Origin of the sequence: Streptomyces cirratus (assembly GCF_014650775.1) — a bacterium.
GTDB classification, from domain to species: domain Bacteria; phylum Actinomycetota; class Actinomycetes; order Streptomycetales; family Streptomycetaceae; genus Streptomyces; species Streptomyces cirratus.
Genome location: NZ_BMVP01000008.1, coordinates 222,845 through 244,739, shown reverse-complemented (window position 1 = coordinate 244,739; position 21,895 = coordinate 222,845). Strand labels below are relative to the sequence as shown.

The following is a 21,895-nucleotide window of genomic DNA, read 5'->3' as shown; positions in this document are numbered from 1 at the left end:
GTGTTGGGTCAGGCTGTCTGTATGGGCCGTGGGGATCTGACGAACGCGGAGTGGGATCGGCTGGAGTCGTTCTTGCCTCGTGGTGGCGCGCGTGGGGGCCGGTGGAGTGATCACCGCCGGGTGATCAACGAGGTGCTCCACCGAGTCCGAACAGGCGTGCAGTGGCGGGACCTGCCGGAGCGGTTCGGTCCGTGGGAGACCGTCTACAAACGCCATCGCCGCTGGTCAGCGGACGGAACGTGGACGATGCTGCTGTCTCGGATCCAGGCCGCCGAGGACGCCGCGGGCCAGATCGACTGGGAGGTGTCAGTCGACTCGACTGCGGTGCGGGCCCACCAGCATGCCGCCGGCGCGAGGAAGACACCGGCGGCCACAGGTCCTCAAAAGGGGAACGTTCCGGGGACGAACCAGGTCGATCCGGTATTGCGGAAACTGCTGGCTCGGCTGGAGGAGGTGGTCAGATCCGCGAGTGCCTGGGACGCTCACGTGGCGGATTCACCACCAAAATCCACCTCGTGGCTGACGGACGGTGCCGCCCTCTCGGTCTCGTCCTGACACCCGGACACTACGGTGACGGACCACAGTTCGAGCGGGTATTGGAGCAGGTTTCCGTGCCCCGTAAGGGAGTTGGGCGGCCTCGCACTCGGGCCGCCCATGTTCTGGCGGACAAGGCCTACACGTCCCGCAAGAACCGCCGCTACCTGCGGCGACGCGGCATCCCGCACACGATCCCCGAACGTCTCGACCAGCAAAGACACCGCAGGAACCGTGGTTCGCGAGGCGGCCGGCCCACCGGCTTCGACCGCGAGCAGTACAAGAAGCGCAACACCGTCGAACGCGCCATCAACCGACTGAAAGGACGCGTGGACGTTCTGTGTGCTGGATGGGGTACACACGGCGCTCAAGCGCCGGGATGTGTTCGCCAGGGGTGCGGACAACTGGGGTGACCCGCGGGCGAGGCTCCTGTCCGGGCCGGACTGGCAGGTCAACAGGCCGAGGGTGCTGACCGCTCTGGAGTTGTCGGGCAGTGCGGACGAGCACCTGGGCGAGCTGGAGGTGCTGCTAGACGAGATGTACGCGCATGTCGCCGAGAGCCTGCCTCAGAGCGCGGCGGTGGACATCGTGGACGGGAAGATCCGCCTGGACCGTCTGGAGGCGGAGCCCGAGCCCGCGGGGTTCAAGCCGGTGCACGACGCGGTGCAGGCGATGCTGCCGAGGATCGACTATCCGGAGCTGCTGCTGGAGGTCCACGCCCGTACCGGCATGTTCGACCCCTTCGAGCACATCGGCGGGAAGGTCGCCCGGCCGCAGGATCTTGACCTCACGCTCACCGCGCTTTTGGTCAGCAAGTCCACGAACATCGGGTTGGAGCCGGTCATCAAGCGGGGGAAAAGGCGCTGACCCGCTCACGGCTGACGGCGGCGGACTGGGGCTATTGGAACCTGCCCGGGATGAGTGCCGCCTCCGGTCTGTTGGTCGGCCGGCAGGGTGACATCGACCTCGCCTGCGACTGGGGTGGCGGGCACGTTGCCTCCGACGCGCGGCTGTGGCGCCTGGACATGTCCAAGGACTACGGGCCGCTCCAGGCGGTCTCGCGCCAGCGCGTGCAGGTCGAGCGGATCCGGCAGAACTGGGAGGACATGCTGCGCGTCGCCGGGTCGTTGCAGACCGGCAAGGTGCGGGCGTACGACTTGCTGCGGATGATGACCAGCGGCGACCGTATGACGGGCCTGGGCGACGCGCTCGCGCACTACGGCCGGATCTTCAAGACCCTCCACCTGCTCCAGTTCATCGACTCCGAGGCGTACCGGCGCATGATCGGTGTCCAGCTGAACATCGGCGAGGACCACCATGCGCTGGCCCGGAGCATCTTCTTCGGACGGCTCGGCGAGCTCAGGCACCCCTACAGGGGGATGGAAGACCAGTTGGGGACCCTGGGCATGGCGCTGAACGCGGTGGTCTGGTGGAACACCCTCTACATGGACGCCGCCGTCAAGGAGCTTCAGGCCGGCGGGCTGACCATCTCACCGGAGATCCGATCCCGCCTCTCTCCGCTGGTCCATGAACATATTGATTTCCATGGCCGGTACCCGATCGTCCGCTCCCATGGCGACGGCTCGCTGCGGGCGCTACGCGACCCGAAGGCCTCCGAGGAATAGCCCCGGGCAGCGGTCAGCCCCGGCGGCGCCCCACGGGGGGAGGGCGGCGCCGGGGCCGAGTGCGAACACCCTAACGTGGGGGCCGGTCAGGTGGCGGTGGGGATGACGTGGGCGCGGAGTGGGTGCCGATCACAGCTTCGCGGGGTGTCCGGCGGTGGCGCGGTCGCCTTCGACGCACATGACGACGTGGAGGGGTACGAAGCCGTTGCGGATCGTGCGGTGGAGGGGGCCCACCGGTGCTGGGGTGTTCGTGGCCAAGCCACCTGGCGGCTGCTGGCTGCCGTCAGGGGTGGTCAGCTGCTGTTGACGGGAGGCGTACGACGATGCGGGCGCCGGGAGCGTTGTCCTCGACGTGGGCGCTGCCGTGGTGGGCGGTGACGATGTCGCGGACGATGGCCAGGCCGAGGCCGCTGCCGCCGGCGTCCCTGGCCCGTGCGTCGTCCAGACGGGTGAAGCGGTCGAAGACGCGTTGCCGGTCGGGTTCGGGAATGCCGGGCCCGTCGTCGGCGATGACCAGATACGCGGCACCGCCGATGACGCCGAGCCGTACGTCGATGCGGCTGGTGGCGTACCGGGTGGCGTTGTCCAGGAGATTGCGTACGACGCGCGAGAGGGCGTCGGCGTCGCCGTTGACCCGGGCCGCGGTCACGGCGTGCTCGTCGATGGCGAGGTGGGACTGCTGTCGGGCGCGGCGGACTGCGGCGAAGACGATCTCGTCGAGGTCCACGGGTTGGTGCCGTAGGCGGGGTCGGGCGTCGAGGCGGGCGAGCTGCACGAGGTCGTCCACGAGCCGGGCGAGGCGTTCGCTCTCTTCCACCAGGTCGGGGGCCAGGGTGTGCCAGTGCGCGGACTCGGGGTGTCGTACGGCTACTTCGAGTTGGGTGAGCAGGCTGCTCAGGGGGCTGCGCAGTTCGTGGGCGGCGTCCGCGATGAATTGGCGCTGCTGGCGTGTGGCTGCGTCCAGTCGGCCGAGCAGGTCGTTGAGTGTGCTGGCCAGCCGTCCCAGTTCGTCGTGGGCGGGCGGGACGTCGAGTCGGCGGCTCAGGTCGCAGGCCGTGATGGCGGAGGCCTGGGCGCGCAGGGTGTCTACCGGGCGCAGCGCGCGGCCGGTGAGCAGCCAGGCGACGGCGGTGAGCAGGGCGACGACGATGGGCACGGTGGTGGCCAGTGCGGCGGTGAGCTGGGTCATGCTGCGGTCCACGGTGGCGGTGGACACGGCGACGTAGACGGTGACGGGGTCGGGCGATCGGCCGGCGGGGATGGCGACTGTGCGCCAGGTCCCGTCGTCGCCCAGGGGCAGCCCGCGCACGGTGCGGGCCTGGGGGTCGCCGGAGGTGGTCGCGGTGAAGGTGAACAGGCGTGGCTCGCCCTCCAGGTTCGTTGAGCTGGCCCGCACTGTGCCTGTGGAGTCGACGACCTGTATGGCGGTGTCGCCCTCGGCGGATGCCGGGAGGGTGGTGGTCAGTTTGCCGGTCTCGACGGCTGCGGCGATGACTTGGGCGCGTTGCACGGCGGTCTGGTCGAGGCTGCTGATGAGGCTGGTCTGGAGCCAGTTGACCAGCAGCACGGCCGCCCCGGCCAGTCCGGCCGCGGTCACCAGGGCGGCGGCTGCGGTCAGGCGCAGCCGCAGTGACCGCCGGGCCCACCATGTCGCGATACCGGTCTTCATTGCCTCACCCTCCGGTGCTCAGCCGGTAGCCGGCGCCGCGGACGGTGTCGATTGTCTGGCGGCCGAAGGGGGTGTCGATCTTGCGACGGAGGTAGCCGATGTAGACCTCGACGATGTTGGTGTCGCCGTCGAAGTTCTCGTCCCACACGTGGGTGAGGATGTCGGTCTTGCTGACCACCTCGTCCGGGCGGCGCAGCAGGAACTCCAGGAGCGCGAACTCCCTTGCGGTCAGGGGGATGTCCTGCCCGGAGCGACGGCACTGCCTGCGGGCGGGGTCCAGGGTGAGGTCTGCGGCGGAGAGTATGGCGGGGCGCTGTGGCGCCCCGCGCCGCAGCAGCGCGCGCAGGTGCGCGAGGAGCACGACGTAGGAGAAGGGTTTGCTGAGGTAGTCGTCGGCTCCGAGGTCGAGCGCGTCCGCTTCGTCGTACTCGCCGTCCTTGGCGGTCAGCATGAGCACGGGGGTCCACACCTTGGCGGCTCTCAGGCGTTTGAGGACTTCGTATCCGGACAGGCCGGGCAGCATGATGTCCAGGACGATGACGTCGTGCGGTTCGTGGGTGGCGCTCCACAGTCCGTCCACGCCGTCGTGGGCGATGTCGACCGCGAAGCCCTCCTCGGCGAGCCCGCGGGCGATCGCCGCCGCGAGTGGGCGTTCGTCCTCGACCATCAGCACGCGCATAGCCGCCTCTCCTTTCACCCTACGTCGCACCGTAGGGGCCGTCTGCTGAGAGGAGGCTGAGAGGCGTGCTGCCTCTCAGCCTCCTCTCAGCTGCCTGCTCGCAGGCTGGTGGTGCCCGGCAAGGAAGGGCATCCGATCCAGTCAGGCAAGGAGAGATCAAGATGACGATCGTCCGACGCAGGCTCGCGCTGATCGCCGGGGCGGTGCTGCTGGCGGGCGGGGCGGGCGGCGGTATCGCGATGGCGAGCGCCCCCTCCGCGGCGCCGGCCGGCGTGCCCGCCGTCTCGGTTCCGGCCTCCGTGAACTCCGACCACAAGGACAACACCGGCCCGGACACCGACAACATCCAGCAGGGCGACCAGAACGCCCCCGACCACGCGAACAACGGCGAGGGGCAGGAGCAGGAGCGGTCCGGGGAGGCGCCCGAGAACGGTGTCTCCGACGGCCCCGGCGGCCACGCCGATGCCAACGGCTCTGTCGACCACCAGTTCACCGGAGAGGAGTGATCCACCGGGCCGTGGTGCCGTTCCGCGTTCCGGCCAGGGCGCGGAACGGCACCACGGCCCGCTGTTCGGGCGCCCCGTACTCGCTGTCGGCCGGCTGGCCGCTGGGGCGGCTCGCGGGCCAGTGGCTGCCGTCCGGTCCCATGGCCCCAGGACGACGTGTCGCAGACCGGGGCCGCTCCCGCTCCGCGACTGCCCGGCGAAATCCCTCAGGAAGGAGGCACGTCATGCCCGGTCCGAGGTGCCGGGCCGGGCGGGAAGGCTTCCAGCCGGTAGCCGTGGCCGCGTAGCGTGGTGATGTCCGGCAGCGTCAGGGTGTGGGGCGAGGCGTCGGCCGCTTCGCTGAGGCGGCGGCGCAGCGAGGCGATTGTGACGTCCAGGGTTTTGGTGGGTCCGAACCAGTTCTCGTCCCAGACCTGCGCCATCAGGACTTCGCGGGAGACCGCCACGCCCGCGTGTCGGGCGAGGACGACGAGCAGTTCGAATTCCTTGGGCCGCAGCGCGATCTCGTCGGCGGCGAGCAGGCAGCGGCGTGCGGAGGTGTCGACGGTCAGGTCACCGACACGAATCGGCCCTTCCTCCGGAGCTGAACTGGGTGGGCGGCGGCGCAGGTGGGCGCGGAGCCGGGCCAGCAGCACGGTCAGGGTGAACGGCTTGACGAGGTAGTCGTCGGCTCCGGCGTCGAGGCCGGCGATGACGTCAATCTCGTCGCTGCGGGCGGTAAGGATGACGATGACCAGGTCGGGGAGTTCGGCGCGCAGGGTCGACCAGCCTGAACGAGATCGCTCCGTTCCACAGGGCCTTCACGGCTCAGGCCCAGGACTCGGGTCCGGTGCCCTGCCAGTCGAAGAGGGCCTCGTCGGTCAGGTCGACGTCCTCGGCGTCTGCCATGCCTGCCCGGTAGAGGAACTCCCGGACGTCCCGCTCGCTGGTCGCCCGGCCGAGTTCCTCGCGCCGGTAGGTCACCAGGTGGCGGCCCCGCTCGTCGGGAGGGTGAATGGTCACTTTGGAGTCGTCGGCCATGGCTCCAGAGTCGCGGCCGATGCCCCGGGGCCGCACTCAGGCCGTGTCCGGTCGGGTCCAGGCCGCCGCACTCGTCGAGCAGGCCCAGTTCCCGGTCCGGGCGGCACAGCGGGCACGCGATCACGGACGGCACCGCACGCAGTACCTCCACGGCCATGTCCTGGGTGGCGGAGCGCGAGCGGGCTCCGCGGCGGTAGCCGGTGGTGTGGACGCGGGTCGGCTGCCGCTGGACGCCGATGCCGTACTCGATCCACCACCGCGACGGTTCCAGGAGCGGCTGTCGGCGCGCGACTTCGGCCTCTGCTTCCCACACCTCTTGGATCTTGGTTTCGACGCGTTCGAGGGTGAGCTCGAGCCATCGGTGTATCACCACCAGCTGGAGCTGGTCCCAAATTGGGCGGCAGTAGCGGGTCTCGGCCGGCCATGGCGGCTACGCCGCCTCCGACGCGTTCTCTGCGGCGCTAGGTGCGGCGGGGCGGGCCTGCTTCTTCATCAGCATGCGGGCCTCGACGACCTTCTCCCGCTCGACGGTCTTCCAGTACGGGTGGTCGACCACGGCGGCCGACAGGTCCCGCAGCTCCTGCCACATCCAGTCCACGCGCTCCTTCTGCTCCGGCGTCCAGCCTGGGCTGTCAGGGACGTCCCCACGGTGGGAGAAGTGCTCCCAGCGCGCCCACCCCTTGACCGGTTCCACGCTCCATGGCAGGCCGGCCAGATACGCGGTGTGCTCGGCACGAATGCGGTGGAGGCGCTCTTGGAGCTGGAGGAGGTCGTCGGGGAAGACGTTCGCGTTCGAGGTCACCCCTGAATCGTAAGTCTGTTCGAATTCCGATGGGAACTCGACGCTCGGGCGAGTGGTCGAGAACGCGCCGCCTGTGGCGATAGGGGTATTCAAGGGCGCGGGAGAAGTTATGGCCGCAGGTTGGGCTGGGGAGGCCGCGGCCGTTGCCGTGCGGCAGGTCGGGGCGTTTGGACTGGACTTCGGTGTTGCCCCCTCCGGCGGCGCTGGGTTCAGGATGAGGGCGCCCTCCAGCAGGTCCTCGAGCCGGTCGCGGTCCTCGCTGGTCACCCAGAACTTGTCGAGCCTTGATCCCCTGAGGTGTTCGACGGGCACGATGGAGCCGGCCGCCGTCTGGCGAACTAGGTCGTCGAACAGCACGTCACGAGGTTTGGGTGTGACGTGGTGTTTTCCGCACCGCCGGACACCGTCGGGGCAGGGATAGAGCGCCCGAAGATCGCAGAGCCAGAAGTCCAGGGCTCGGAAACCGGAGACAACGCGCAGGTCGCCGGTCTTCGCGATGACGTGGGCGGGCAGATTGTTGCTCCCAGTCCACTGAGTGTCGTTGCGTCGGGCGTAGTCGACCCGGTCGGTGTGCCAGGCCGGCGTGATGCCCAGCTTCGCCGCCTTTGCAGCGCGTGCCTTCACGCTGCGCGGTCCCTCGGCTCCGGCGGACGAGAGCTGGATCTCCATCCGATGCGACGGCCGCCCTCCCCTTCGACCAGGGTGTCGGTCTGGATCCAGCCTCGGGTTCCGACAGGCGTACGGACTTCGCTGTCGCCTGGGAAGCCGCCTTCCTCGGCGGCGCGAAGGATCCGTTCTTGGTACGCCTTGTGCTCGTCGCTCATGGGCGCTTTGTGGCGTTCCTCGTCCTCGGCCCGCTCGTGAACGGCCTCGCGCCGACCGTTGGCGCGCAGCCGTAGGTGCATCCAGGCCACCACCCCCTTTTCCTGGCAGATCCCGCCGCACTGCAGCCCGCGCTCGGAGACCGGGACGTTGCGTGAGGCATAGAGCCGATCCGTGTCGTAGATCAGGTCCCACAGGCCCTCAATGCCTTGCCCGAGATCATTTTGTGTGAGGTCGAGACGCATCTTGAGCTTGGTGTGCCAGACGATGTTGGCCATGGCCTGCCCTCCCCCTGAAGAAGACCGCTGCCATGCACGGTAGAGGGCGCAACTGACAATCCGACAGGTGACAATTACAGTCAGCGATCTTGCTGGCAGCGCCGCTGGCGATTTGGGCCGATGCAGGCCGGAAACGTCCGCCGGAACAATCAGCCAGAGGGTGGCCTTTGCTTCGGCCGAAACAGGGGCGAGTTCACCATGCAGGACTGCCCGATACCGGCCGGACGCGCACCGAATCCTGGCGGTACGACGGCCCCGTCGTCCTGGCCGTGGTCACCGACCGGGAAGCACGCTGGTGGCAGGTGATGGAGTGCTGCTCCCGATGCGCGGCCGCCACCCCCGGAGCGAAGACCGCTGCCACCTCCCAGGCACCCACCGCCCCGGGCCACCCTGCCCCGACTACAGCCTCGGCCTCGGCAGGGGATGCGGGTGCACCGCGGTTCTCCGACCCCCAGGCCACTGGCCCCGTCCCGGCTCCCCGCACCACCCCGGCGCGGCGCCGCTCGCCACAGGCGAAGATCGCCCAGCGGGTCATCCCCCACGACCTGCGACCCGTCGTCCTGCGGGACGAACTCATCGAACTCGGTGACCTCTTCGACATCGGCGTAGACGGTTAAGCGCCGGTTGGAGCCGAGCCGGATGACCAGCGCCTGCGCCGCGAGGGCGTCCTGGTGGCTGGACCGGAATCCTTCGAGGCCACGTCCCGGCCTTCCCACCGCCGCGCGGACCTCGTCGGTCGTCGCAAGGGCCTTCTCCACACCGTGAAGGTCCGGGACGGACGCCCCCGAGAGCCAGATCCACCGCGACCTGGCACAGGCACGCGCCACCAGGGCGCTCCGGCTACCGGCAGCGGAGCGCACGGCCGGGATCGCCTCGTCCGGGGCCTCGACCTGCTGAGGATCATTGATCCACAGGACGAGACCCACGTGCCAACACCCCATCCGGTAGCGCATGCGCCCCTCGGCCAGGTCTTCTGCCATCGGTCCCCCGCTGGCGATCAGCTGGGTAAGTGAGCCTTCGCCAACTTGAAGTAGCAGGTCAAAGGGCTGGTGTGACCGGTCCCCGGGGTACTCGCGCTGGTCGTGGGCGGGAGTCCGCATAGAAGATCGTCCGTCATCGGTTGATTTCGAGGTTCGTCAGGACGAGCAGGGCCCGCAGGAGCTGGGTGGTGCGGGCGGGGTCGATGCGAAGCTCGGTGAGGATCCGCCAGTTCTTGAGGTGGGCGAAGCCGTGCTCAACGGGTGCCCGTCCGACGGCGAGGACGCGGTTGGCCTCCTTCTCGCCTCGAGTGAGCTTGTGGGTGCGGGTGGCGATGTAGCCGGTGACGATCACGGGGTCGAGGATGTCGTTGTCCAGGCCGCGGAAGCCGAGGTCGGCCAGCGCTCCGAGGCCGGCGGCGCGCAGGTGGGCCAGGATGTGGTCGTGGCGGGCGGCGGTGTTGTCGTGGGTGCGGCCGGGACGGGCGGCGGATACCCAGATCAGTCGGCCCTTCTCGTCGGTCAGGGCGAGGAAGTGCCGGCCGTGGCTGCGGTGTTTGCCGGAGTAGTTCCGCCGGTCGGCCTTGCCGGTGCGGCGCTGGGTGCGGATGAGGGTGCCTCGATCAGGACCACCTCCCCGCCCTGCTTGGTGACCTTCTTCAGGGCGCGGTCCTGGCGCGGCGCCTGGGCGGCGACAAGCCCGATCAGCTCGTCGCGTCAGCGGCGGACGGTGGACTCGGACACGTCGTCTCCGCCGGCCATGTCGGCCAGACGCTGGTCGTGGCGCAGTACGGCCAGGACGACCACCGCGATCTTCCCAGGCGGCAGGATCCGCCACCTGGACCGAATCGCCTTCAGATGACGCCGCAGCAGCCCGGCGAGGTGGTTGACCGTGTGCGTGGACAGCGGCAGGCGGCACTGGTAGACGAGCGGGCAGGTGTCCTCGGCACGCTTTCTGATATTCGTCACACAATTCCAACGGGCGCCGGGGGCAGCCGGGTTACGCCCGTTCGGATTCGCTCCGGGTGGCGTTGCGCCCGGTCACAGGCGGGTGGTGAACCGGCCGCGGGCAGTTTCCGCAGCCAGCCGCGGTCGACGAGTCTGACCAGCTTGCTGCGGAGCGGTTCCAGCTTGGCCTTCACGCTGATGTCCACCCCCACTACCTCGCCGACCTCGCGGGCCATGATCGGTCCGGCGGCCTGTCGTACGGCGGTGATGATGCGCTGGTAGTCCGGCGGGAGCATGCTTTCGTCCGGCCCGGCTCTCGGTGCGGGATCAGCATCACCGTCCGGCCAGCTACCTGCCCGGGCACCGGCCTGGCAGAGGCACGTTCCTCGGCGAGCTGCACGGTCATCCGTTCAAGGACGCGTTCGGCGACGGCGAGTTCGTCCCGCTCGTCCCGCACTCCTGCGAGCTGTTTGACCAGCTGTTCTTCAAGTTCGTCCAGTTCCGCGCGCCGCGCGGTGATCCGTTCCAGCAGCTCGGGATCCAGCATGCACCGGATCGTAGAAGACTGCCGGGCCACTGCGAGTAGGAATCGGTCGGACCGGACGTGTCAGGCGGCCGGCCCGGGGCTGGGGTGGATCTTGCGAGAACGTAGGTGGGGTTGTGGCGCATGAACAGTGATCAGCGAGACGGGAAGGAAGCCAGGGCGAGGTCCCACTGGTCAGCGGCGTGAAGCAGCGCCGCAGCGTCCATCCTGACCTCCACGACGTACTGGTAGATGTCGGCCCGGTCGTCACCCCGTTGCCACGGGGGCGCTGCCTCCAAGGACAGATGAATCCGAATTACCGCGTGCCCGCCCTCGCTCCGATCGGCGAGGCTGAAGGCCACGAGCGGCTCGATGAACCAGGTGTCCGGCGAAAGCTCACCTTCGGCATCAGGTTCGGTCACGGCCACCGTCCCCGCGGCCACCGCGCGCAACCACGCGGCTATCTGGCGAGCCTCATCGGTGAGCAAACACGGATCGGCGAAGGACCAGCTGCCCTCGGGAGTTGTCACCGTGCCATCAATGATCAGCCAGTTGTCGTCATACGAGTCGCCCCGGACCTCGGCGAACTGGTAGCGCACTGGGCGAAGGTCGACGCTGATCGCGGGATCGTTCAGGAGCACTGAGTCAGGATGTCATGTGCTGGCCAGCAGGACGGACCGTGGCTTCCAACCCAGGTGCACAGGTCAGAGCGCCGACGGGACTCCGTCAGATGATCTACTCCCCAGACCTCCGCCCACGACCAGCGCGAATACCCCGGGGACCGGTCACACCAGCCCTTTGACCTACTACGTCAAGTTGGCGAAGGCTCAGTGCGATCCCTCGGCATCCGTATACCCCTACGCGGCGGCAAGGCCGGCTTCACGCAGGGCCGCGACCGAGTCGAGAGCGTACTGGACCAGCGACTTCGCCGACACGTCCAAGACCCCGACGAGAAGGCCGGGGTCTGCGCAGTGCGCCACGCATTCCTCCAGCCATCGCCGCCAGCCGATCCCCAGTGCCACGCGCCAGGCAACGGCGAAGTCGGGCGCGATGCCACGGGAGACGAGATCGTGGATGTACGCCGTGGCCCTCGGGCCGACCGTAGGGCTCCACCCGCCGCCCTGGTTGCTGGACGTTCGCGGTCAGTCATTGGACGCCGACACCCGGACACCGGTCAGTGGTGGCGACGGCCCCAGTGCGCCGGAGGAGCCAAGAAATGGTTTGCCGACCCGGTGGCTGTGTGTCACCGTCCGGCCTGGACCGGCAGTTGATCATCGACGGCCGGTCGAAGCCGACATGTCGGCGGCCTCTCGGGGATCCACCGGAGAGGTGACGAAACGATGGGAACCGGTGCCGTGAGAAACAGTTACGAGGACGAGTGTCGCAAGTCGTTGGCCCGGGAGCAGGCGAAGAGCCTCGCCGGGACCAACAACTGGGAACACGTGGATAGGGAGCGGGTCCATCAGGACTGGGACGTCCTGTACCGGGAGATCACGACTTTCCTGGACCGCGGCTCCCTGCCCGGAGACCAGCAGGTCCAGGAGCTCGTCCGCAGGCACTTCGACATCATCTGCCGGTTCTACACCCCTTCAAAGGAGGCCTACGTCGGCATGTCGCTCTTCTACGCCGAGGACGAGGCCATGAGGGCGTTCCACGATTCCTACCACCCCGGGATGGTGGAGTTCATGGGCGCCGCGATCAAGGTGTTCGCCGAGCAGGGAAGCGGGTTCGCCCCCAGTGCAGGGGCCGAGACTCCGGCGTAGTCGGGCCACACGGGCTAGTCTGAGGCCTGCGTGATGTCGTGATCATTCGGTGCTCTTCAGGAGGTCGTCGAGAGCCGGGCGTCGGCGGATCCGGCGCCAGGATCTACGACTTGTTCCGCCGATGGCGGCGGCACGGCACCTGGCACCGGGTCTTCAGCCGGTGCGAGTCCCTGGCCGATGCGAAGGGTGCCATTGTGTGGGATCCGAGCGTCGATTCCACGGTGTGCCGCGCCCATCAGCACGCGGCTGGAGCCCGGCATCGCGGTGACCTTCGCAAGGAACCGCCGGGTGCTGTCTTCGCCAAGCCCCATGATCATGGGCTGGGACGCTCGCGCCGTATCGGCGTGCTCCGCAACGCGCCCGGTCGGTGGCGCACGGCGTAGCCGCTGCCCTCGACATCGGCGGGCGGGCTCACGTCACCGGGCTGCCGTCGGACGCGATGGGGCCGGAGACACTACTGCCATGGATCTCCTTGCACTGCGCTACTTCCAGGCCGTGGCCCGTCACCAGCACATCAGCAGGGCCGCGCAGGAGCTGCGCGTCGCGCAGCCCTCGCTGAGCCGGACGATCAGCCGGATCGAGTCGCAGCTCGGCGTGCGCCTCTTCGACCGTCAGGGGCGTCGGATACGGCTCAACGACCGCGGCGCCGCATTCCTCAGGCGGGTCGACAAGGCCCTCGCCGAACTGGAGGACGGGCGGCGGGAGATGGCCGACGCGGCCGCCTCAGGCCCGGGGCGGGTGGCCGTGGCGGCGGAGACCTTGTTGCAGTTGGCCGGGGTGCTGGCCGCCTTCCGTGCGCAGCGTCCGGGTGTGAGGGTGCGGCTGTTCCAGGCCTCGCTGGAGGGGATGCGGCGGCACGTCGCATCCGGCGAAGTGGATTTCGCGTTGGCGTCCCAGGCGTTGTCCGGGCCGGGGCTGGCCTCGGTGGAACTGTCCAGCGAGGAGGTGTTCCTCGCCGTTCCGCGCGGACACCGCCTGGCCGGCCGCGAGGACGTCGCGGTGGCCGAGCTGGCAGCGGAGGAGTTCGTCAGTACCCGTACGGGGCACTGGCAGCGCGCGCTCCTCGACGGGCTGTTCGCGCGGGAGGGGCTGCGTCCGCAGGTGGTCTGCGAGGGTGACGAGGCGGCGGCCACGCCGGAGATGGTCGGGGCGGGCCTCGGGGTCGGGCTGATGCCCGCCGTCGCCCGGCGGGCGATCGGTGAGGACGGACCGGTGGCCTGGGCGCGTCTGGGGAGCGCGGAGAGCCGTCGCACGCTGACCCTCGTCTGGCGGCAGGGCGCCTACCTGTCACCCGGTGCGCTGGACTTCCGCCGGCTGGCACGTGAACGGCTCATGCCTGACGCGTCATGAGCAGATGACCAGATCGGTCGTGGAGGTCATGAAGGGGCGGTACTAGCGTCAGGGGCGCCACATGGATTTCGACCAGGGAGACGGCGATGAGCGGGCAGTACGGCCCTGTGAAGGGCGCATTCGTCAGCTACGTCGAGGCCATCCTCGATGTCTTGTCCGCCGAGCCGCGGCGGACGGTGATCACCACTGCCGACGGGTCGCAGATCCGTGCGGCCGACCTCCGTGACCGTGTGCATCGCCTCGCCGCCGAACTGGGCGATCGCGGTGTGGGCCGCGGCACCACGGTGGCCCTGCTCACCGGCAGCACCGCCGAGGGTCTCGTCGCACGTTACGCCGTCAACCTGGCCGGAGGCACGGTCGTCACCCTCTACGAAGGCACGAGCGCGACGACGATGGCGGGCATCATGGCGAGCGTGGACTGTTCGCTGCTCCTCGTGGACGGTCGCCGGCAGGTGACGGGCGCGGAGTTGGCGGGCACGGCGGCGGCGTACCGTACGTTGTCGTTGGGGCCGAGCACCTACGCCGAGGACGTCATGGCCCTGGCCGACCTCCGCCCCGCACATCCGCTGCGGGGCCTGGCCCACCCGGAGGACGACTGGCGCATCGGGCACACGGGTGGCACGACCGGGATGCCCAAGGGCATCCGGATGAGCCACGCCTCGCACCGGCGCGGCCTCGACGACCGGCTCGCGGGTGCCGGCGATCCGCCCCGCTTCCTCGCCTGCACCTCGCTGGCCCACCTCGCGGGCCTCCTCGTCGACCGCACGCTGTACCAGCACGGGTCGGTGGTGTTGCAGGACGGCTTCGACCCGGGCGAGGTCCTGGCCGCCGTCGCCCGTGAACGCATCACACACACATGGCTGCTGCCGCCGCTGCTCTATCAGCTCCTCGACCACCCCGACCTCGCGGGCACCGATCTGAGCAGCCTGAGCCGGGTCACCTACGGCGGCACGGCCGCCTCGCCCGACAGGCTGCGCGAGGCGGCCGCGGTCCTCGGTCCCGTCCTGTACGGCTGGTACGGCCAGGCCGAGGCGCAGCTCATCACCGAAGCGGGCCCCGGAGAACAGGAGCTGACCGGTCGCGACGGGCATCTGACGGTCGGCCGCGCGATGCCCGGTGTGGAGATCGCCGTCCGGAGCCCGGACGGCACCGTCCTGGCGCCGGGTGAACCCGGGGAGGTGCAGGTCCGCTCGCACCACGTGATGCACGGCTACTGGAAGCAGCCGGAGCTGACCGCCGAGGTGCTGAGAGACGGCTGGCTGCACACCGGCGACGTCGGCTACCTCGACGAGGACGGTCACCTCTACATCGTCGACCGGATCAAGGAGATGATCGTGGTCGTCGGGGGCCACGTCTATCCGGCCGATCTGGAGGAGCTGCTGCTGCGTCATCCGGCCGTCGCCCGGTGCACGGTCTTCGGCAGCCGTGACGATCACGCACGGGAAGAAGTGCACGCGGCTGTGGTGCCCGTGGCCGGGCACCGTCCCTCGCTGGAGGAGTTGCGGGACTTCGTCACCGTCCGCAAGGGGGCTCTCTACGCTCCGTACGCCGTGCACCTCGTACCGGAGATCCCTCTGACGGCCGTGGGCAAACCGGACCGGCGCCTGTTGCGATCCCGGCTTGCCGGCCCCTCGGCGGCCGCCGCACCGGAGGCCGGGGGCTCGTCTTTCTGAGCCCGCCCCCGCAGAACCGCAACCCCCGAAGAGGCCGTCGACCGGCCCCGCCGACCAACTCCGCTCCCCACCAGGTCTGGCCTGGCCCGCGCGTGTCATCACACCGGTTCGGATCCGGCCGGCCTGTCACAGGTGCGGGGACCCCTCGCGCTCTCCCGCTCCGGGCATCCGGTTTCAGGGTGTGGGCTCGAACCGGGGCGCTGACACGTCCTTGAGACACCCTGTGTTCGACGCGCCCGGCGTGCCGGAGAAAGGGACGGGCTATCTCCTGCGCGTACTTGGGGGTGGCGATCAGCACATGCGGTTCGTACGGGACGGTGAAGACCTCGGTTTGCCCAGAGTGTCGGCGACGTACGGCCGTTGTCGGCGCAGGTCAGGGGGCGAAGCTCCGGACAGGGCGAAGGTGGGGATGTCACGTCACCGTGTGTCGCGTCCCGGCTCGACGCCGGCGCCGCGGGGACGTCCCGGGCATCGCTCTGGAGGACGTCGAAGGCGATGAAGAACGCGGTCCGGGAGCGGCGAGCTCGCACGGTGCGGCTTCCAGCGGGGGTGCGGCGTTGCATCCCCTCGGACGACAGCCGGCCCGCCGCCGTGTCCCGGACGACCGGTTCGCCATGAAGGACCAGGGCGTCCGGGAGCTGGGCGGCCGCGGCGACGAGGTCGGGGATCCGCGTCGGATGATGCCCGATCCGATCTCGACGTCGCACGTGCGCCCAACCGGAACCTGACCAGAGCTCTCAACCAGTGCGGCTGAGACGCTGGCTCGGCATCACCTCGTGCATATGACCTGCCCGACGGACGAGGCCACGGACACCGACGGCCAGCGCCCAGAACAGGAGAGGGAAAAGGGCGACCCGTTCCATACCTCCCATGCCGAGGCCGAGGTAGTGCTGGGAGAGGAACAGCCCGAAGGCCGTGATCGCTGTGACTCCAAGCAGGCTGGTACCCCGCCGCAGGGAGAGAGGCACGTGCTCTGCCAGGCCGACCCCGGCCACAACGAGACCGAGGTTGCCCGCTGCCATGATGAAGAGGGCGCCCACGACATGCTGGTTCTCGTTGACGTCTGCCGGAGCCAACCCGGCCAGCACGAATCCCACGCCGGCACCGGCGAGCAGCACACGGGCCGCGGCGGCGGGCCGGCCTCTGCGCCACAAAACACCACCGGTCAGGACCACGCCAACAACGAGCAGCACTCCCAGGGCGACGAAAGAAGCATTCATCAGAGCGTGCTCGGGGGAACAGATGTATCGCGCCTCCGGCTCTGGTTGCAGGGCGCAGTGGGCGTTGCCCAAGTCGCTGATGTTGTTCCGCGCCCAGCTATACGGTCTGGCCCAAGCCGACTGGGCAATCCCGTGGATGACAAAGAACTGCACCACACCCGCGATCCATGCCGAGTACCCGATCCGGACCCTCACTTGTCCACCTTCCGTCACGTGAATCCCGTGCGGACAGCCGATCATGCGATGCCGGACTCAGGCACTCCGACAAGCCCCCTGGAACAGGGTGGGGAAAACCTGACTTCGGCCGGGCGCACCCGGTCGCCCTCCTTACGGGAGAACCGGATGGCGCCCGATATCCTGAGCGTCCCTCATGCCGGTTCGCAGGCAGTGAGCTGCCGTGCGCAGCGCAGAGCCCCGGCCACGCTCCGGCCGGGGCTCCGCGCTGCGTGGAAGTCGCTCAGTTCAGCACATGGTGACAGCGGCTGTCGCGTCTGCGACGGCCGCGGACTCGTAGCCCTGCCTGGGGTTGCCGTTGCCGTCGCGGAGCGTGGCATGGACGCCTGTGGTCTTGAAGGTGTACACGCCGTGTCCCTGGCAGCTGAAGCGGAAGGGGACCGCGGTGACGATCCCGTTCATCGGGGAACCGACGGCGAACCTGCCGGACTTGACGACTTCCTGTCCCTTGCGGATCTCAAAGGACCCCGAGACCGTGCACGGATTGGCATTCCAGCCGATGGTCTGTCCGGCGTAGCACTTGGTGTCGACCTCACCGTGAGGTCCCCCATAGTTGCCGACACAGATCTTCCAATCGGCCGCGGTCCAGTTGTTCGGACTGCGGTTGTCGGTCTTGTTGCTGCACCCTTCGACCGACGCACGGGCACCGGGCGCGGCCTGAGCCGGGACGATGCCGCTCGCCAGGGCCACAAGGCCGACCAGCGCAGCACTGCTTACAACGGCCAGAAGCCGTCCTCCACGAGAAGTCATGGCCTCATGGGTACTGGCGGCAAACCCTCCCCGGGGAGGGTTTGCCCTGTCCGTCGCCCGTTCGGGGCGGGAGAATACGCCGCACGGCTGATCTCCGCCGAGCAGGGCACACGGATCCGTCGCCCCCTCGCCAGCCGCAGCTCGTGACCTGGCGCCTTCCGGCATCAGCTGCATTCCGGCGGGCGCATACAACAGAGCACGATGGCTTCCGCTGGCCCTGCGTCACGTATGCTCGCGCCTCGTACGGACCTCGGTGGGGGTGCGGGCGGTCGCTGGAACCCGGCCGGGTCCGCCAGGCGCACCGTCAGCGGGCGGCGAGGCGTCGACAATCGGCCCGCCCTGGTGCGCCCGGACGGCACACTGCTGCCCGTAACCCGCTCCGCAGCTCCGACGCCGCGCTCGGGCGACATCGCCGTACTCCTGGGCGGCTGACCCCGGCCGGGAAGAACCGGTTCCTCACCGCTGCGGCCCCCCACCGAGGCGGGCGACGGCGCCGCGCGCCCGGGCCACGGTGTCCTCCAGGGCCGCCGTGGCGTCGACGGTCGCGCCGGGCTCGTCCGGTTCCAGCGGGTCGAGCGCCTCGAACTGGGAGTCGACCAGCAGGGCGGGCATGAAATGGCCTGGACGCCGGGAGACCCGCCCCCGGGCGGTCTCGCGGTCCAGCACCAGGTAGAGGAACCAGACGTTCGGGGCGGCCCCGCGGAGTTCGTCGCGATACGCCCGCTTGAGCGCCGAGCAGGAGACCACCAGCCCCCGGCCCGCCCGGGAGGACTGCCGCATACGCTCCCTGAGCACGCCGAGCCAGGGGGCGCGGTCCGTGTCGTCCAGGGAGCGGCCGGAGGCCATCTTGGCGATGTTCGCGCCGGGATGTAGGTCGTCACCCTCCAGGAACGGCACCCCGAGGGCCTCTGCCAGGGCTTTGCCCACGGTGCTCTTCCCGGCGCCGGAGACGCCCAGCACCACCACGATCACCGGTTCGCGCCCGGGCCCCGTCACGCGTCACCCGCTCTGTCCGCATCGGCCCCGACGGCCGTCCGCCGAGGCCTGGTCACGACGGTGGGGTGCCGGACCCACCCCGGTCGGCGGCCGTGCGCCGCAGGTCGTTCTCGGCGAGGGGTTGCAGGGCTCCCCCGGTGTCCAGCCGGTAGAGCAGGACCAGGGGCGGTCCGACGAGCACCACCGCGATGGCCGTGACGAGGAGCAGCCAGCGCAATGTCGTCGACGCTCCGGCCGCCTGGTCCACGGTCAGCGAGGTGGGGATGAGATACGGCCGTTGGGCCAGCCCCCAAGCGACCACGACGAGGGCGACACTGCCGACCGCCGTCAGCCTCGCCCAGCCGGTCACGGCGCGGTACAGCAGTCCGGCGGTGGCCACCGCGCTGACCGCGGCCGCGACCACCAGGGCCAGACCGATGCCGCTGGTGAGGCCGTCGTGGACGTAGCGCGCGTCGTGCCGGGTGACGGCGAGGCCGACCACGGCGAGAACGGCGATGACCGCGAGGCTGCACCATGCCCTCAGCCGGAAGTAGCGGACGAGGTCGGGGGCGTCGAAGCGGCGGGCGTCGGCGGTCAGGAACACCGCGCCCAGGAAGGCCGTCGCCGCGACGGCGAGCAGCCCGGCGAGCACGGAGGTCCCGTTGGACCACGCGTCGGCGGAGGCCTTCGTTCCCGGAGCGACCCGGCCCGTGGCCAGGCCGCCGACCACTGCTCCGAGGAAGAAGGGCGTGAGCAGTGAGGAGACGGCGAAGGCGGCGCCGTAGACCCTGCGCCGCGAGAGGCGTGTCATGGGCTTGCGCAGGGCGAAGCCCGCACCGCGCAGGACGAGCCCGACGGCCGCGAGCGCCAGGGGCAGCCACATCGCCGTGAAGACGGTCTGGAACAGGACCGGAAACCCCGTCCACATGATCACCAGGACGAAGATGAGCCAGACGTTGTTCGTCTCCCAGACCGGCTCCATGGCGTGGTCGATCAACCACCGGGGACGCTTGCCCCGTTCGGGGCCGCCCGCGAACAGGTCCCAGAAGCCCGCGCCGTAGTCGGTCCCGCCGGCGCAGGCGTAGGCGGCCACCGCCGCCAGCAGCACCCATGCGACGACGTCCTCGATCATGGCCCTCCTCCGTCATCGTGCGCGGTGCCGTGGTCCGGTGCCGCGGCGGCGGCCGACCGGCGCGGACCGTAGGGCGTGTCGCCCTCCGGGGAGCCGTCGGGATGGGAGCCGACCGTTTGTTCGTCGGCGGCCCGCCACCGGGTGCGCATCGTGAGCAGGACGGCCAGGAAGGTGCCGAGGACCAGTGTGTAGACCACGACGACGATCGCGAGCATCGCCCACAACGACGTGGCCCGGGTGTCCGTGACGGCTTCGGACACCCGCATGTTCTGGTAGACGATCCAGGGCTGGCGGCCCACTTCGGTGGTGATCCAGCCGCATTCCACCGTCACCAGGCAGGCCGCTCCGGCCACCGCGGCACACCGGAAGAACCAGGGTGAGCGCGGCAGTTCACGTCGGCGCAACCAGCACCAGCCGTACCAGAGCGCGAGCAGGACGAGGAGGCTCCCGATCGTCACCATGATGTCGAACGCCCAGTGGGCGATCGTGGCCTGGGTCGCCGTCGGGCGGTCGCTCGCGGGCACCGCCGTCAGTCCCGTCACCCGGGTGTCGGGGCTGAAACCGGCGAGGATCGAGTCCAGTTGCGGGATCTTGATCCCGCCGGAGATCGACCCGTCCGAATGCAGGCGACCGAACATGTACTCCGGTACGTGGGTACCGGTCTTCCAGACGATCTCGGTGGCCGCGAACTTCACCGGCTGCTTGTGGAAGACAGAGCGGGCGATGGAGTCCCCGAGCACGAACTGAACGGGGGTGAGGATCGCGGCGACGGTGAACGGCACGGTGAAGCCGAGCCGGTGGTAACGGTCGCGCCGGCCGCGCAGCCAGCCGACCGCGTACACCCCCGCGACCACGTACCCGGCCGTGAGGACGACCCCCGCCACGAAGTGCCAGTACTCGGGCCCGAACATCGGCGTAAAGATCGCCCTGCGCACGTCGACGTCCACGGGGTTGCCGCCCGCGTCCAGCGTGAAGCCCCGCGGCGTGTTCATCCAGGAGTTCGCGGCGATGATGCCGAACGCCCCCATCAGCGCGGTCAGCGGCAGGGGCAGACCCAGCCAGAAGTGCGTCCACGGCTTGAGCCTGCGCCAGCCGTAGAGGTAGATCGCGATGAGGACGGCTTCCAGGAAGAAGGCCCACGCCTCGACCCCGAATCCGAGGCCGAAGACATCACCCCAGCGGCCCATCAGTCCCGGCCATAGCAGGCCGAACTCGAAGGAGAGCACGGTACCGGTGACGACGCCGATGGCGAACTGCACGGCCATGACCGCCGACCAGCGGCGGGCGAGCAGCAGGGCGACCGCGTCGCCCTTGCGCAGCCCGCGGTAGTGCATCAGGAGGGTGATGGCCGGCAGGGCCACCCCGAAGGGCACGAGCAGGATGTGGGAGGCCAGGGTGAAGGCCATGAGCTCACGGGCGGGGAGCAGCTGCGGCGGGGTGTCCGCCATGATCGCGATCGCGCTGTTCATGCGGGCCTTGGCGGTTTCGTGTCGGACGGCGGGCGGACTGCGGGCTCAGCCGCCGGTGGCGAAGCCGGGGAACAGCGTCATTCCCCCGTCCACGAAGATCGTCGTCCCCACGACGTAGTCGAGCAGGTCGGAGGCGAGGAGGGTCACCGCGTTCGCGATGTCCTCGGGGTCGCCCACGCGGCGGTACGGGATGAGCCGCAGCAGGTCCGCCTCGGCTTCGGGGGTGTCCCAGGCGTTGCGGTTGATGGGGGTGCGGATCGCGCCCGGAGCGACGGCGTTCACGCGGATCCGTTGCGGGGCGAGTTCCTGCGCGAGCGTCTCCATGAGCATCTGCACGCCGCCCTTGGACGAGGCGTAGTTCACGTGCCCGGCCCAGGGGATGACCTGGTGCACCGAACTCATGCAAATGATCTTCCCGGCGGAGCGGGACACTTCTGGGACGACGCCGCGGCGCAGGAACTCCTTGGTCGCCTCGCGGGCGCACAGGAACTGACCGGTGAGATTGACCTCCAGCACCTTGCGCCACTGGTCCATGGTCATGTCGGTGAACGCGGCGTCCCTCTGGAGACCGGCGTTGGCCACCATCACGTCGATGGTCCCGAACTCCTCCACCATCCGGGCGACCATGTCGACGACCTGGCCCTCCTGCGACACGTCGGCCTCGTGCGCGTAGGCGCGGACCCCGAAGCCCTCGATCTCCCGGACCACCTTCTCGGCGGCGTCCTGCCCGGCGACGTAGTTCACGACCACGTCGGCGCCCGCCCGCCCGAGGCCGATCGCGGTGGCCTTGCCGATGCCGGAGTTCGCTCCCGTCACCAGCGCCTTCTGTCCCTTGAGGATCTGGGGAACGAGAAGCGTTGGACCGTCACTGAGGCTGGCTTCCACTGACATCTCTCCCTGAGCGCCGACGGGGACACACGATGCGCGCCACCACCAGAGCATCGCG

At 69.6% G+C, this 21,895-nt stretch carries 27 protein-coding genes and 2 pseudogenes; 9 read left to right on the top strand and 20 right to left on the bottom strand.

Annotated features, from left to right (window positions below):
- The first annotated feature begins 21 nt into the window (after nt 1-21).
- The 3 genes from IE207_RS33375 (at nt 22) to IE207_RS21485 (ending at nt 2,159) form a co-directional block, all read left to right on the top strand.
- Nucleotides 22-947 (top strand): IS5 family transposase gene (locus IE207_RS33375; RefSeq protein WP_373304741.1). Its coding sequence is split into 2 segments (ribosomal slippage): nt 22-406 and nt 406-947, totalling 927 coding nucleotides; the frame shifts between segments, so codons are not numbered across the junction.
- The gene (locus IE207_RS21490) at nt 877-1,401 is read left to right on the top strand and encodes a Tn3 family transposase (protein WP_229873871.1); all 525 of its coding nucleotides are present in this window, start codon (nt 877-879) and stop codon (nt 1,399-1,401) included. Before IE207_RS33375 ends, IE207_RS21490 begins: the two co-directional genes overlap by 71 nt.
- A 50-nt stretch (nt 1,402-1,451) precedes the next feature.
- Nucleotides 1,452-2,159 carry a Tn3 family transposase gene (locus IE207_RS21485; protein WP_190185880.1) on the top strand — a complete coding sequence of 236 codons (708 nt, stop codon included), beginning with the start codon at nt 1,452-1,454 and terminating at the stop codon, nt 2,157-2,159.
- Nucleotides 2,160-2,288: 129 nt separating this feature from the next.
- On the opposite strand, the gene IE207_RS33830 is transcribed toward IE207_RS21485, so the two are convergent.
- From IE207_RS33830 to IE207_RS21475, 3 genes are read right to left on the bottom strand one after another with little or no spacing between them, the layout of a single operon-like run.
- A complete protein-coding gene (locus IE207_RS33830; protein ID WP_268250200.1) occupies nt 2,289-2,417 on the bottom strand; it encodes a hypothetical protein in 129 nt (42 codons plus the stop codon).
- A 25-nt stretch (nt 2,418-2,442) separates the two neighbouring features.
- On the bottom strand, nt 2,443-3,828 hold the full coding sequence (locus IE207_RS21480; protein ID WP_190185879.1) for an ATP-binding protein: 1,386 nt from the start codon (nt 3,826-3,828) through the stop codon (nt 2,443-2,445).
- A gap of 4 nt (nt 3,829-3,832) precedes the next feature.
- Complete coding sequence (locus IE207_RS21475) at nt 3,833-4,507, bottom strand: winged helix-turn-helix domain-containing protein (RefSeq protein WP_190185878.1); 675 nt, start codon at nt 4,505-4,507, stop codon at nt 3,833-3,835.
- A gap of 161 nt (nt 4,508-4,668) precedes the next feature.
- Here IE207_RS21475 and IE207_RS21470 point away from each other — a divergent pair, with 161 nt between their 5' ends.
- A complete protein-coding gene (locus IE207_RS21470; RefSeq protein WP_190185877.1) occupies nt 4,669-5,013 on the top strand; it encodes a hypothetical protein in 345 nt (114 codons plus the stop codon).
- 206 nt (nt 5,014-5,219) lie between these two features.
- Here the strand turns inward: IE207_RS21470 and IE207_RS21465 are convergent, their stop codons facing one another.
- The 5 genes and pseudogenes from IE207_RS21465 to IE207_RS21450 form a co-directional block, all read right to left on the bottom strand.
- Complete coding sequence (locus tag IE207_RS21465) at nt 5,220-5,771, bottom strand: response regulator transcription factor (RefSeq protein WP_190185911.1); 552 nt, start codon at nt 5,769-5,771, stop codon at nt 5,220-5,222.
- A 49-nt stretch (nt 5,772-5,820) separates the two neighbouring features.
- On the bottom strand, nt 5,821-6,033 hold the full coding sequence (locus IE207_RS21460) for a hypothetical protein (protein WP_190185876.1): 213 nt from the start codon (nt 6,031-6,033) through the stop codon (nt 5,821-5,823).
- A gap of 94 nt (nt 6,034-6,127) precedes the next feature.
- A pseudogene (locus IE207_RS34165) lies at nt 6,128-6,346 on the bottom strand (DUF6233 domain-containing protein); the annotation flags it as partial.
- 117 nt (nt 6,347-6,463) lie between these two features.
- Nucleotides 6,464-7,504: a DUF8825 domain-containing protein gene (locus tag IE207_RS33370; protein ID WP_229873870.1), complete on the bottom strand. Its 1,041-nt coding sequence runs from the start codon at nt 7,502-7,504 to the stop codon at nt 6,464-6,466.
- On the bottom strand, nt 7,456-7,935 hold the full coding sequence (locus tag IE207_RS21450; protein ID WP_190185875.1) for a hypothetical protein: 480 nt from the start codon (nt 7,933-7,935) through the stop codon (nt 7,456-7,458). Before IE207_RS21450 ends, IE207_RS33370 begins: the two co-directional genes overlap by 49 nt.
- Before the next feature lie 269 nt (nt 7,936-8,204).
- Between IE207_RS21450 and IE207_RS33365 the strand changes: the two genes are divergently transcribed.
- Nucleotides 8,205-8,552: a hypothetical protein gene (locus tag IE207_RS33365; protein ID WP_308433641.1), complete on the top strand. Its 348-nt coding sequence runs from the start codon at nt 8,205-8,207 to the stop codon at nt 8,550-8,552.
- A 42-nt stretch (nt 8,553-8,594) separates the two neighbouring features.
- On the opposite strand, the pseudogene IE207_RS33360 reads toward IE207_RS33365, so the two are convergent.
- From IE207_RS33360 to IE207_RS33345, 4 genes and pseudogenes are all read right to left on the bottom strand, one after another.
- Nucleotides 8,595-8,888 (bottom strand): annotated as a pseudogene (locus IE207_RS33360) (PucR family transcriptional regulator); the annotation flags it as partial.
- Nucleotides 8,889-9,048: 160 nt separating this feature from the next.
- Nucleotides 9,049-9,522 (bottom strand): transposase family protein, encoded by a 474-nt coding sequence (locus IE207_RS33355; RefSeq protein WP_229873880.1) that lies wholly within the window; start codon nt 9,520-9,522, stop codon nt 9,049-9,051.
- Between the two features lie 107 nt (nt 9,523-9,629).
- A complete protein-coding gene (locus IE207_RS33350; RefSeq protein WP_229873869.1) occupies nt 9,630-9,881 on the bottom strand; it encodes a hypothetical protein in 252 nt (83 codons plus the stop codon).
- Nucleotides 9,878-10,156 carry a hypothetical protein gene (locus tag IE207_RS33345; protein WP_229873868.1) on the bottom strand — a complete coding sequence of 93 codons (279 nt, stop codon included), beginning with the start codon at nt 10,154-10,156 and terminating at the stop codon, nt 9,878-9,880. Before IE207_RS33345 ends, IE207_RS33350 begins: the two co-directional genes overlap by 4 nt.
- A gap of 23 nt (nt 10,157-10,179) precedes the next feature.
- On the opposite strand from IE207_RS33345, the gene IE207_RS33340 reads away from it, so the two are divergent.
- On the top strand, nt 10,180-10,446 hold the full coding sequence (locus IE207_RS33340; protein WP_229873867.1) for a hypothetical protein: 267 nt from the start codon (nt 10,180-10,182) through the stop codon (nt 10,444-10,446).
- A 92-nt stretch (nt 10,447-10,538) separates the two neighbouring features.
- On the opposite strand, the gene IE207_RS21430 is transcribed toward IE207_RS33340, so the two are convergent.
- Nucleotides 10,539-11,024, bottom strand: coding sequence for a WapI family immunity protein (locus IE207_RS21430; RefSeq protein WP_190185873.1), 486 nt, complete (start codon nt 11,022-11,024; stop codon nt 10,539-10,541).
- 216 nt (nt 11,025-11,240) lie between these two features.
- Complete coding sequence (locus tag IE207_RS33825; RefSeq protein ID WP_268250199.1) at nt 11,241-11,363, bottom strand: hypothetical protein; 123 nt, start codon at nt 11,361-11,363, stop codon at nt 11,241-11,243.
- Nucleotides 11,364-11,738: 375 nt separating this feature from the next.
- On the opposite strand from IE207_RS33825, the gene IE207_RS21420 reads away from it, so the two are divergent.
- From IE207_RS21420 to IE207_RS21410, 3 genes are all read left to right on the top strand, one after another.
- The gene (locus tag IE207_RS21420) at nt 11,739-12,146 is read left to right on the top strand and encodes a TipAS antibiotic-recognition domain-containing protein (protein WP_229873866.1); all 408 of its coding nucleotides are present in this window, start codon (nt 11,739-11,741) and stop codon (nt 12,144-12,146) included.
- A 462-nt stretch (nt 12,147-12,608) separates the two neighbouring features.
- Nucleotides 12,609-13,496 (top strand): LysR family transcriptional regulator, encoded by an 888-nt coding sequence (locus tag IE207_RS21415; RefSeq protein WP_190185871.1) that lies wholly within the window; start codon nt 12,609-12,611, stop codon nt 13,494-13,496.
- An 86-nt stretch (nt 13,497-13,582) separates the two neighbouring features.
- The gene (locus IE207_RS21410) at nt 13,583-15,169 is read left to right on the top strand and encodes an AMP-binding protein (RefSeq protein ID WP_190185870.1); all 1,587 of its coding nucleotides are present in this window, start codon (nt 13,583-13,585) and stop codon (nt 15,167-15,169) included.
- Between the two features lie 737 nt (nt 15,170-15,906).
- Here the strand turns inward: IE207_RS21410 and IE207_RS21405 are convergent.
- From IE207_RS21405 to IE207_RS21380, 6 genes are all read right to left on the bottom strand, one after another.
- On the bottom strand, nt 15,907-16,545 hold the full coding sequence (locus tag IE207_RS21405) for a DUF998 domain-containing protein (RefSeq protein WP_190185869.1): 639 nt from the start codon (nt 16,543-16,545) through the stop codon (nt 15,907-15,909).
- 306 nt (nt 16,546-16,851) lie between these two features.
- A complete protein-coding gene (locus tag IE207_RS21400; RefSeq protein ID WP_190185868.1) occupies nt 16,852-17,373 on the bottom strand; it encodes a hypothetical protein in 522 nt (173 codons plus the stop codon).
- Nucleotides 17,374-17,829: 456 nt separating this feature from the next.
- Nucleotides 17,830-18,369 carry a gluconokinase gene (locus IE207_RS21395; protein ID WP_190185867.1) on the bottom strand — a complete coding sequence of 180 codons (540 nt, stop codon included), beginning with the start codon at nt 18,367-18,369 and terminating at the stop codon, nt 17,830-17,832.
- A 52-nt stretch (nt 18,370-18,421) separates the two neighbouring features.
- Nucleotides 18,422-19,480, bottom strand: coding sequence for a cytochrome d ubiquinol oxidase subunit II (locus IE207_RS21390; protein WP_190185866.1), 1,059 nt, complete (start codon nt 19,478-19,480; stop codon nt 18,422-18,424).
- Nucleotides 19,477-20,949 carry a cytochrome ubiquinol oxidase subunit I gene (locus IE207_RS21385; protein ID WP_190185865.1) on the bottom strand — a complete coding sequence of 491 codons (1,473 nt, stop codon included), beginning with the start codon at nt 20,947-20,949 and terminating at the stop codon, nt 19,477-19,479. The genes IE207_RS21390 and IE207_RS21385 overlap by 4 nt, the downstream gene beginning before the upstream one ends.
- Before the next feature lie 45 nt (nt 20,950-20,994).
- A complete protein-coding gene (locus IE207_RS21380) occupies nt 20,995-21,834 on the bottom strand; it encodes an SDR family oxidoreductase (protein ID WP_373304740.1) in 840 nt (279 codons plus the stop codon).
- Nucleotides 21,835-21,895: the final 61 nt, after the last annotated feature.